This window comes from Lacticaseibacillus suilingensis (assembly GCF_016861845.1).
In the GTDB taxonomy this organism is placed as follows: Bacteria; Bacillota; Bacilli; order Lactobacillales; family Lactobacillaceae; genus Lacticaseibacillus; species Lacticaseibacillus suilingensis.
Genome location: NZ_BOLV01000035.1, coordinates 1 through 10,667, shown reverse-complemented (window position 1 = coordinate 10,667; position 10,667 = coordinate 1). Strand labels below are relative to the sequence as shown.

15 protein-coding genes are annotated in these 10,667 nt (G+C 46.6%); 1 reads left to right on the top strand and 14 read right to left on the bottom strand.

All coding sequences use genetic code 11. From position 1 onward, the window contains the following. Positions 1-99: 99 nt before the first annotated feature. The 8 genes from JUF11_RS12535 to JUF11_RS12500 form a co-directional block, all read right to left on the bottom strand. Positions 100-708, bottom strand: coding sequence for an HK97 family phage prohead protease (locus JUF11_RS12535; RefSeq protein WP_373305872.1), 609 nt, complete (start codon positions 706-708; stop codon positions 100-102). Positions 709-747: 39 nt separating this feature from the next. Next, a complete protein-coding gene (locus JUF11_RS12530) occupies positions 748-1,974 on the bottom strand; it encodes a phage portal protein (protein WP_204119877.1) in 1,227 nt (408 codons plus the stop codon). Positions 1,975-1,980: 6 nt separating this feature from the next. Beyond that, positions 1,981-2,175, bottom strand: a complete 195-nt coding sequence (locus JUF11_RS12525) for a hypothetical protein (protein ID WP_204119876.1) — start codon at positions 2,173-2,175, stop codon at positions 1,981-1,983. Positions 2,176-2,187: 12 nt separating this feature from the next. Continuing rightward, positions 2,188-3,900 carry a terminase large subunit gene (locus JUF11_RS12520; protein ID WP_204119875.1) on the bottom strand — a complete coding sequence of 571 codons (1,713 nt, stop codon included), beginning with the start codon at positions 3,898-3,900 and terminating at the stop codon, positions 2,188-2,190. 10 nt (positions 3,901-3,910) lie between these two features. Beyond that, a complete protein-coding gene (locus JUF11_RS12515) occupies positions 3,911-4,354 on the bottom strand; it encodes a P27 family phage terminase small subunit (protein ID WP_204119874.1) in 444 nt (147 codons plus the stop codon). Positions 4,355-4,510: 156 nt separating this feature from the next. Continuing rightward, a complete protein-coding gene (locus tag JUF11_RS12510) occupies positions 4,511-5,305 on the bottom strand; it encodes an HNH endonuclease (protein WP_204119873.1) in 795 nt (264 codons plus the stop codon). Between the two features lie 53 nt (positions 5,306-5,358). Continuing rightward, positions 5,359-5,688 carry a glutaredoxin domain-containing protein gene (locus tag JUF11_RS12505; protein ID WP_204119872.1) on the bottom strand — a complete coding sequence of 110 codons (330 nt, stop codon included), beginning with the start codon at positions 5,686-5,688 and terminating at the stop codon, positions 5,359-5,361. Then, complete coding sequence (locus JUF11_RS12500; protein WP_204119871.1) at positions 5,675-6,892, bottom strand: hypothetical protein; 1,218 nt, start codon at positions 6,890-6,892, stop codon at positions 5,675-5,677. The genes JUF11_RS12505 and JUF11_RS12500 overlap by 14 nt, the downstream gene beginning before the upstream one ends. Before the next feature lie 82 nt (positions 6,893-6,974). Between JUF11_RS12500 and JUF11_RS12495 the strand changes: the two genes are divergently transcribed. Continuing rightward, a complete protein-coding gene (locus JUF11_RS12495) occupies positions 6,975-7,184 on the top strand; it encodes a CsbD family protein (RefSeq protein WP_203624779.1) in 210 nt (69 codons plus the stop codon). A 121-nt stretch (positions 7,185-7,305) separates the two neighbouring features. On the opposite strand, the gene JUF11_RS12490 is transcribed toward JUF11_RS12495, so the two are convergent. From JUF11_RS12490 to JUF11_RS12465, 6 genes are all read right to left on the bottom strand, one after another. Next, on the bottom strand, positions 7,306-7,851 hold the full coding sequence (locus JUF11_RS12490; RefSeq protein WP_065429441.1) for a KwaA family protein: 546 nt from the start codon (positions 7,849-7,851) through the stop codon (positions 7,306-7,308). Positions 7,852-7,876: 25 nt separating this feature from the next. Further along, positions 7,877-8,545 carry a Kiwa anti-phage protein KwaB-like domain-containing protein gene (locus JUF11_RS12485; RefSeq protein WP_204119870.1) on the bottom strand — a complete coding sequence of 223 codons (669 nt, stop codon included), beginning with the start codon at positions 8,543-8,545 and terminating at the stop codon, positions 7,877-7,879. Continuing rightward, positions 8,542-8,802, bottom strand: a complete 261-nt coding sequence (locus tag JUF11_RS12480) for a hypothetical protein (RefSeq protein WP_204119869.1) — start codon at positions 8,800-8,802, stop codon at positions 8,542-8,544. Before JUF11_RS12480 ends, JUF11_RS12485 begins: the two co-directional genes overlap by 4 nt. A 546-nt stretch (positions 8,803-9,348) precedes the next feature. Then, positions 9,349-9,906 carry an ArpU family phage packaging/lysis transcriptional regulator gene (locus JUF11_RS12475; RefSeq protein WP_204119868.1) on the bottom strand — a complete coding sequence of 186 codons (558 nt, stop codon included), beginning with the start codon at positions 9,904-9,906 and terminating at the stop codon, positions 9,349-9,351. Further along, on the bottom strand, positions 9,903-10,208 hold the full coding sequence (locus JUF11_RS12470) for a hypothetical protein (protein WP_204119867.1): 306 nt from the start codon (positions 10,206-10,208) through the stop codon (positions 9,903-9,905). Before JUF11_RS12470 ends, JUF11_RS12475 begins: the two co-directional genes overlap by 4 nt. A gap of 133 nt (positions 10,209-10,341) precedes the next feature. Next, a partial coding sequence (locus JUF11_RS12465) for a hypothetical protein (RefSeq protein WP_204119866.1) occupies positions 10,342-10,667 on the bottom strand: 326 nt, incomplete at its 5' end.

The window sequence follows — 10,667 nt, the reverse complement described above, 5'->3', positions numbered from 1 at the left end:
ACGCAAGGTCTTAGGCTGGAAGACACCATCGGAAGTCTTCATGGGCAAAAAGTTGCACTTGAGTTGACAATTCGTCGTATAAAAATAGGCACCTGATTATCAGATGCCTTCAAGCAACAGTAGTTTTTGTCGCTCATGCTCCCATTTCGGCGGAGCCGTGAGCGCCTTGACTGCGTCCAGCGACCGGGCGCCGACTTTCACTTCGGTGTCTGGATAGGCTGGCGTGGTTACGGGTGAAACGTCATAGATATGGTCGATTGACCGAATCAGTCGATTGTACGGAGCTTCAGCATCACCGTCGCGGGTCCACTTTTCGGCATCGGAGTCGTCTGGAATCGTGAACGCGAAACTGGATTGACTGATGATGCCCTCACGCACGTTCTCTACTAAATCGTGGCCGAGTTGGGTGTCCGGCGGGGTCAGTTTGTAACGCAATCCTGTTTCGTCAACAGATAGTTCGAGGTTAACGCCTGTGCGGCCCAGAACCTGCGACTGGTCATGGTTGAACAGCGCCACGACGTTGCGCATATCTGCGTTATCCAACGCGTGTGGATCGATTTTTTCACGAAACTTATACTCGCCAAAACCCAGTGGATCGGAGGCACGGTTGAACTTGAGCGCATACCCTTCAATCACGGTGGGCTGGTCTTTGGTTGCTTCGCGAATCTCCATCGGCGTTACCATAGTACGAATTTCCTTCATGCTCATCACCTCCTTTCGTTGTTCAGCAATTCGGAAACATCAAAATCAGTCGCGATTATTGCTATTACTGTCAGTTCCCTTTCCACGAGCTTTTGCCGCTAGCCACTGATCGCGCTGGTCAAGGAAGATTGAGTTAAGGTTACTCTCCAGTTTGTTCATTTCTGGCAATCCTGTTGCTTTCATCCCTAACTTGCTGCGGCCTTCATCACCCATGATGATGCCGTTTCCCTTGAGCTTGACCACGTCATCGACTGCCATGCCGGCAACTGCACTGGTGTCGAATGAAATCTCATATTTGTGCCGTTCAGTGTCAGACAGCAGCTTCATTTCAATTTCGGTCGTGATTGGCATGAAATAGAACGGCAGATTATTCTGCACGTAGTCGTCAGTGAGCTGCTTGACTGATTGGTTCGGGCTATTCTGCGCCAGCCGGTAAGCCGGTACGCGCAACGCCTTGGCAATCTGGGCGGTCGAATAGTTGTTGCTGGTAATAAGGTTCAGCACGTTCGTGTCGACCTCAAGCGGTGTGTACTCCATCGTGTCGTCCACGATGATTGGCGCACCTGCAGAAGCGCCCGCCTGGGCCTTCTCGAAATCTTGGCGCATCTTGCGCCGGGCATCGGCTCCAAGCTTGCCCTTGGCCTTGATGATTGAGCCCTTCAAACCATCAGCAAAGAACTTTTGCAGCGTGGACACGCCGGATTCTTGCAAGCCAATTTCTTGGCCCAGTGACAGTAGAGGCGAACGGCCGCGAATAGTGTCATAGCTGAAGAATTTCCAATGAATCACGTCTTCGGGCTGGCAAACCTTCTGCACGCCGGAATTGTATGGCGTAAATCGGTAGACAATGTGCGCCGGGTCGCTGTCGTCAATCTGCGCCTGTGACGGCGCATAGAACTCGAACATCGCCGGTTCACCGGTCAGCGGGTCACGAATGATTCGGCTGTATGCGTTGCCTGACAGAATCGCGTTGACTGCCATCGAGAACTTCCACTGGTAGGCGGTTAATCGGTTGTTCACCTTGGTGTTCAGCAGATATTCCACATTCTCCAGGCTGACCAGCTGGTCATTCTGCCGGTCTCTAACCACTAACGGGAACCGGCCGATGTCGCCAGCTAGGATCGACACCGCCGTAAGAACGTCAGAATTGCGAAGCGCGCCAATGCCGGTGTAGCTGCCACGCGTGGAGGGCAAGATGCCTTCATCGAGCAGGCTACCTGCCCAGTTTGGATCTACGTCTGTGGCAAGCTCGCCACTTCTAAATAGCTTCATTTGTTATCACCCCCTTTCATCGGGGCCGGGAATGAACAGAATGATAGCCAGAACAACCAGCAACCCGCCAAGCGTGAACAGACCGGGAATCAGGCCAATCAAAAAACTGGCCCCAGCAATAATGCCGAAACCAGCCAAGAGAATGAGCGCCGCGCTGTTAGCTGTCAGCCAACCGAGTAGTCGAAGAATCTTCGTCTGCATTGTTTCACCTCCCTAGAACCCAAATTCATCGCTAAACACGCTGTCATCGTCAAGATAGTTGTCAGTATCTTCGGTGAATGCGATGGCATACGCATCAAGCGCAGCATCTAGCATGTCAATTTTGTTCGAGTATTTGTTCTTATTAATACGAACACCGTTGTTATCACTCATCAAAACAGCGTTCATCGCGGCATTACGAAGCAATTCGTTATTGCTATGCTTCACTTTTCCACCTATCAAGTCATCTCTGAACTGTTTTGTTGGCATTGACAGTGTGAGCGTACCTTGCCGAACCGCAATCATCTTCCATTCTGGGTGGTTCTTTTCGATTGTGGTCAGCAACGGGCCAAACTGAAACGGGTCATAACAGATGCCTTGAACATCAAGGTCATTGCGTTCGATGAAGTCTTCCAACCACTCGTACACACGGTCATTGTCAATGATGCCTGACTCAAGTTGCGTAATTTCACACTCGCCACGCTTTTCAGCAGCCAGATAGTCCAAACGGTCAGTCTTGATTTTGTTTTCGATGCCGCCTTTTGATGCCACGAAGCCGTAGCCGTCGAGATAGAAGTAGCCTTCCATCAAATGCAGATCATCAATCGCAAAGATGTCGCTTGTCCGGCCAACGTCAATGCCAAGCCACGTGCGTGTACCGCGAATATCTGGCTTCTCATCGACTTCGGAGTTGTCCCAAGTTTCAGTGTCAAGGTAGCTATCCTCGGACGCCTGCCGCCAAATGTTGAAGTTCTTGACTAGCTTCGAGTTGAGAGAACCATCAACCCGCGCTTGTTTGAGCTTCCCGGCTAAGTAGTCGTGTATCTGGTCGTGCAGAATATCAACGTCCATCAGTGGATTGGCTTCGATCCACAGCCGTTCATCATCAACATCTTCAATCGAGTTCATTTCTGCGATAAAAGCAAAGTACCGGTCAGCGATTTCTTCACCAGCCAGCACCTTTTTGGCATATGGATAATTCTGTGTGTACATGGGCACGTTCATATCAAAGCCAGCAGTGGATATAATAAACGTCAAGTAGCTCGGCAGCAGCAGTTGACCAGAAGCAAGAGTTTCGAGCATGTCGGTTGTTTTAGCATTCGCGTATTCATCCACGACCGCCACGTGAGGCTCGTAGCCATCAACCAGTCCGGCGTCACGCGAGAAACTGCGGATGATTGAACCATCATTCAGGTTGACGATTTCATCCCTCGTTATCTTCGTCATACGCTTGATTTCAGCGTCTTTGCGTCGCAGTGCTTGTAGTCTATCCTTCACCATGCCAAACACGATGTTGGCCTGTTTGCGGTCGTTTGCGGCTGTGTAAAGTTGGCGCTTGTTCGCCGGGTTTTTGCCAAACAGGAACTCGTACAAAATGACCCCAGAAATTAAAAGCGATTTACCGTTTTTCCGCGCCATCGAAATGAACGCGTCGGTAAATCGCCTGATTGTTTTGTCATCTTTGTCCACCCAACCGTATAGCACACCAATGATGAATTTCTGAAATGGTGCTAGTGGTTGAACCTTGCCAGTCTTTGGCTCTGGCAGCATCTCCATAAATTTGACAGCCTTACCGGCCAGCTCTGGGTTCCACACCCAGCGCCAATCTTTACGCTGCAGGTCGCTCTGTTGTCTGACTACTGCTTGCTTGACCGCCTTAGAAGTAATCAGGCGGCCATCAAGCACACGCCTGATGAAGTTAGGCGTGGGATCAATAAACTTAATCAAAGAAAGCCTCCTAACCGAATACGTCCGTGATTGACTTCTTCTTATCGTCTTGCTTTGGCATATTCATAGACATGCGGCTGTTGACATTCAAGCCCAGGTCACTAGCCAAACCCTTAATAGCCGTGGTGGCCTTGTTAAGGTCACTAACATAGCTGAGGTACTGGTCTTCTGTTTCCGCTTCTTGCATGGCCTTAATGATATGCCGATATGTGGCGTACCACGTGCAATAGCTTTCAAGCTCTGTCCGGTCGAGGTTCCGCAACGGCAACGTACCAATACCAGCAACAATGCGGCGATACTCCTGCTTGGCAATAGGCTCAAGGTGAGCTGGCGGCGTCATTTGCAGTTTGGACAGTCCGTCAGTTGCTAAAATCTCGGCCTGAAGGTGCGCTTCCTGCTGTGCTTTGGTCAAATTGCCACGCGACTGCGATAATACTTTGTATTTTCCTGCCATCCCCACTCTCACCTCCTATTCGTACAAAAAATGGGTCATTAGAACAAAAAACGTTTAAAAATCGTTAGAAATCACCACGAAAAAAAGAGTACGTCCGTTCAAGCGTCCCGAAAAATGTAACCCCCGAAAAAATGACCGGGGTACCCCCGGCCGCAATCAGCCCGCGACAACTTCGAAGCTGTCATATTTTCCGTCGCGCTTGAGCTCGTCAACCTTGTTGATTGCTTTCATGAATTGCGAAAGCTTTCGATGATTCTTGTTCAATCTGTCGATGCATTCAGCTCTCGATGTGCTCAGCATGATGTGATGCAAGTTACGACTAACCAGAAGACTGTCGAGTTTCTCGTCTGGATAAGTCATGATGATCCAGACTTGCTCGAAGGTCTGTTCAGCTTTCAGCTTCCGGAGCATCAGCTCATAGATAAGCTGCACATAATCGTTGGCGTCAATATTTCCGGCGTGCTCAGGTAGTCCAGTGAGTGCCGCCATCAACGCATCATAGTCATAGACTAGGTCGTGCTGACCTAGGTGACGCTTGACGTATGTCGTCTTGCCGCTGCCAGGATAACCAGCGATAATATTAATTCGCATAGCCCGCCCCTGCCCCTTCTTTCGCTTGACCGTTTCTCTGCGTGTTTTCCAGTAGTGACAATCCTTGCAGAGTGACTGCAGATTGTCTTCGCTCAGCCGGTCGGCCCAATCGTCTTCGCTAGGAATAATGTGGTCGACCAACGTTGCTGGCATTCCACAGCGTTGGCACACACCATTGTCCCGGAGTAAGACGGCTTGTCGAGTATGCTGCCACGCTGTTGAGTGGTAGAACGCCAAGTAGTCCTGCTTAGTTTGTGCGCGGTGCTGATTGTATTGACGGTCCGAGTCCTGACGAATGCGAGTACCAATAGGAACTAACTGGCGACGGCCATTGATGAAGACCAGCTTTGCGTTTGGCATCACATATCACCACACCACCGGCGCTTCTTGTCGTTTCACTACTTTAAGCATGTCTATTCCTCCGTGTATTGTTTGATCTTGTCAACCTGCAAGTCGCACCAGCGGTCATGTACGCCATTCGCCTTATACACGGTTACGACCGGCATTGACTGGTAGCCTGCCGCGCGGAAACGTTCGTAGTCGTCCGCGTCTGCTGTTATAGTTTGCACTGGCATAGCACGCGACAGCAGGTTGACTGTCATACGACACTTGGGGCAATTTGGCTTCGTATAAATAATTGCGTGCATGTGTTTCTCTTCTCTCGATATTTTCTCAATAATTCGGTATTCCATAGGGCATACGTAGCCGTATTCTGTGCGCTTCATTCCATTAATTGAGCTCATAGGTGCACCGTAGCCTTTCGTCGTCATAAACGAACGCATACAGCAGATGTTTACCCGTGGTGAAGCCATTCTTTATCTCATAGGGATCATTTGGCTTTGCTGTTCCAAGCTGGCGCCACATAATGCCACGATCATCTTTAAACCGCTCGCTATGATAGTGGCCTGAGTGAAGCTCGTATGTTTTTGCCATGTTGAATATCTTTTTGTACTCAAATGGAAAAAGCCCTGTCAGCTTGTCCTTGGCTACATCTCCGTGGGCGAGCATAATGCCGACATGCCCTAGCAAGTATGCACAGCGCCAGTCGGTTGCCGGATTACTGTCATTGAGATCAACGTGTACTTGTGGATAGCGATCTATCAGCGCATAAAGAAAAGCGTATTCGAGATCACCTGAATGGTTACCGAACACGCTCTTGATTGAGACGCGATTGCTATATTCAATTGCCAGCGGAACAATCTGATCAAACAGCTTCACAGCATCATGGAATGCTTGGCGCATGTTTGCGTGATCTAATTGTGTTCCTCTAACTGTTTGTGTTGCATGAATCTGATCGCTATGGAATAGGTCTCCCAATTGCTCAATCACAATCTCGTTATAGCCATCCATGATGATCTCTCTGAGTTGACTCACCATGTCTTTTAGATCGGTGAATGTTGTCCATCCAAAGTGCAGGTCAGGCAATGGGATGACTAAGTTACGATCGCCCGATTTCTTCATGCCGTAATTTACCGGAATTATTTTGGCGTTGAACGCTTCGGCCATTTCACTTACCGATAAGCCTTGTTTCGGCTTTACGCGAATATGAATGCTGTACTGCGGAACTGTGCCGTCTTCGGTACTATGCTGCTCATACACTTTGTAGTCGCCTAAGACCATCTCGAACTTATCAGGATCGTATCCACACAGCTCCATCAAAGTTCGCGGGTCTTTGTTTGGCTCATGCTTAAGCCTCATTAAGGCCGTAACTGTTTGGCTGCCATCAGCATTAAGAGCAACTTTTCTGTCAGCGGATGTAGCCTTTGTATTTGTGCCGTCTGAGTCATATTCATTAGGCATGGGTGATTGAAACTCAATTCCAAGCCGCCGCGATTTCTTCTGGACTGCATCATAGCTAATTCCGAGCTTGTCTGCCGCCTCACGTCTGGTAAAACCTTCAGAGGCGAGCTTGCGCATCGTTCCAATTTGTTTATCTGTCCATTGCATTTACTCGCCTCCAAATATAAGTTGCTTGCAATATAATTTCAAATATAGGACAATGATGGTACACCAAAAGGAGGTAATATCTATGAGCTTAGATGGTAAAGTTGATAGCACTAAGGACAAAATCTCCGGTAAAGCCAAAGAAGTTGAAGGTAAAGTTACTGGTGATAAGGCCCGTGAGGCACAAGGTAAGGCTGAAGGCGTACTTGGCAAAGTAAAAGAAAAATTAGACGATGCCAAAGATGCCGTTAAAGATACCGTTGATGATGTAAAAGAAAAGTTCAATAAAGATTAATCTCTTGGCCGGCATTTGCCGGCTATTTGTTTGCACAAAAATAGCACCTCACCGTTTGGCGGAGTGCTCAGGTAAATAAAAAGACGCCACAGCGTCTTGAAAGCAATTTTTCATTTCGACATTACATGTAAAAAATATTAGTTGTTCCCATTTGAGTTGCTTTTGTGTCTTCCAGCTCAAAATCGCCTCGTTGTTTTCTGGTTATGACAATATTCTTTTGATTGTCAAAAGAAAATACATGGAAGCCAAATATTATCAATAAAACATTAAAATATAAAGTATTGTTTTTTGTAAAGAATATTCCTTCAACCGCAAGTAGCAAAACATTCATAGCAATTGACGGCCATGATGATGGGTTTAATGAAACTATAGGAACTATAAAAGTTATAAAAAAATTCAAAACCTCAACATCATTTGAATCAAGAATTCCTGTTTTAAATTTCTGCGCTTTTCGTTCGGATTCTTTCTTCAAATGTTGAAGCCATAAAACAAGAATAATTAGTGAGACAATAGAAATCCCTATAAGGAAAGCCCAAAAAGGTGGGTTGAGTTGCCATGTGTTTTTCAAGCTCTTCATCGAAAAGCTTTTTAAGCTATTCAAAAACACCATAATAAATACTGGAACATAGGAAGATAGGAAAATCGTCCACTTAAAAAGTTTCTCCATTTTCTAATTCCTTTCTTCTGATATGTTAACCTTGAATATTGCTGCGATCGTCGATCCCTTTTCGATGACCCAACAACGTCTTATAATAAGCATCTTGCATTAAGTTAATAAAGTTTCCCACTTGTGTGCTATCCTCATAAATAATTTTTCCTTTAGAAGGGTCAACCTTGATGTCCAACTTAAATTCATCTATTACTTCTTTTGTTGCTGTAAGATCTCTTGTAAATAACGCAACATCGCCATCATCAGATAACTTAGCAAGTCTTTTTACATATCCAGCATTCTCAAGTGCTGCATTTTTTAAAGCATCAAAATTTTCAATAACTTTACTAAGCTCTTTACTCTTAAGAATTGTATTTGCTTCATCGGCAAATTCATTTTTTAAATGAAAAATGCGCTCAAAAGAAATATGCTGAAAAATAAAAACGTCACCTTCAGAGACTATCAAGTCTACAGAGCCATCCGTTGCCAATAAATCCTTTTCTATAAATTCCTTAAAAGTTCCAGCTTGCAGTTTACCAGCAAATCCCTTCTTCAAATAGGTAAGCTTCTTCGTTCTCTTAAAACTATAAATATTTTTTGTTTTCCCATCTTTGTCGGTATAAGTAAAGTCATAGACAAAAAAGTCGAAGTTGTCCGGAGAAAACCTATAAGCTTGCGCAGGACTAGCAAAACTGTCACAGACTATACTCATATTTTTTTATAGGCCTCGACACTAGCAACTTCCACAGTCTCATCAATTTTTCCAATGATGTTATATGCTTCTTGGTCTTTTGATTCCATCGCTTCGACATTATCCAGAACTATTTGACGAATTTGAGATTCTAATATCTTTTGAATAGTTGGTGATACAGTCGTTACTTTCGTACTTGTAGCATTCCAATGGCATAAATGCAAAGAGACCTCGGTCTTTTCATCTCTCAGGGTCTTGCCCATATCAGCTAATTTCATATCAACATCTCCCAAATATTGTTTGTGACCTTAGTATAGCAAAAATGGTGGTGGGTGGGTTCCCATCACCAACAAACAATATTTGGATATACTAGCATTATATACAAACGTTAGTTCGTAAGTCAACTAGTACAAAGCGAGCGGGCGGAGTTGCACCGTCCCGTTTCAGCATTGAGTAACTAGTATCAATGCCTTCCCTCATCGTCTCTGTTGCTCGCATAATGCGCCACCGGTTGTACTTCCCAGCGGCACGACACGAATCCTAGATACCGCGCTAGGCCGCTAACGCACAGACAAGTCTCTGGCGGGACATAGTAGCCGTGTCTTGCTACCGTTCTGTATTGCTCGCTCTCCCAGTGTCAGATGGGGTCATCGCAAGCTATGCTCCGTGCCGGAATCGAACCGGCAGCCATGCACGGCTTCCACATCGGAGCTACCTATCCACGGAGGCATGATCACCGCGAATCGAGGCAAATCATCATACAATGAAAGAAGGAAGCACCGCCGGCTCTCACCTTTGGCACAATACAATATTAGCACGCCATTTCAGGACAGATGTCCGGTGTTTGTCCGCTCTTTGTCCGGTGTTTGTCCGCTGTTTGTCCGGACCAGCAATCCATGGTCACCGACCGGCCATAGTCCGGCAAAGGTATACAACGCGTCTTTAAGAGCATCGTAGTACCCGCTTTTCTCGTATCCGGAATCAGCAATCAACAGCTCTACAGCAATTGGTCGCTTAATGTAATAGTCTCTCAGTATGTTTCGCCGAGCATCATCTTCGATGCACTCGATTGTCTTTTCGCAGACTTCTACGTACGTTTCATCATCCAAATGGTTGGTAATCTTTATCTCCATAACGTTGCCGATTGATGATGATCTTGGCATACCGTCAAGTGATGGCGACTGGATAGAAGCCTTGACCCGTGACCTTTGCTTTCGTCTACGATAGTCTTCTAGCACATTGTCAGCTTCAGCCACAGACGCTTCATAATCCCACGGGCTCACAGCACTAGCTGTTGTCTTTCTCACTTGCGTATCACTCCTTTCCCAGTTTGCCCAGAACCACACGCCCACCAAGGCTATGAACAGCATGACGGCGATCATTTTTGCGCGACCATCAGCGCTACCACCTGACCACCCACGGCATCCGCACAGTTCTTGGCATCTTTATATAGGCCGAAAACATGGGAATTGTCTCCAGATATGCTGTAGTCACCATCATACTCGCTGTAATACTCAACAAACTTGTTTTGTGCCACCGTGACCACAAACAAGGCTTCTCCAGCGATCATAGGCTGGCCTTGTACATTTCTGATTTTCTTTTTGTATATGCCATTAATGATAATCCATATCGCAAAGCCAATCAGCACCAGCAATAAAGCATCCTCAAACATTAAATCTGTCATTCATACTCTCCCTTTCGTTTGACTGAACGGCAATCAACGATCATGCCACCAGTTGTAAATTAACCAGATAGCAAACGCGATGAGGCCGATAATTGTAGTGATGGCCTCCCACCAGAACTTGAACCCCAGATAATCATGCAGGCTCATGGTGCGCCTCCAGCTTCCGACCACACCACTGACAGTAAGTAATGCCAATGAGCATGCCAATATCTAATGTGTCAATAGGATCGCCAGTGGCTTCATCAGTCATATAGTCATTGATGTATTCTTGCATCGTAACTTCTCTGCCCGATGGAGTGTGGCAGTACTGGCACTGCGGGTCACCGTCTGATGCGGCGGCGTAACGTTTCTGCATGTCCTTACGGTACTTGTCTCCATAGGCGGTATATCCGGCCACCATCGTCATGCCAATAGCCTTCTCTACCGTGGAGTTGAACACGTCTTGCTTGGTTTCAATCA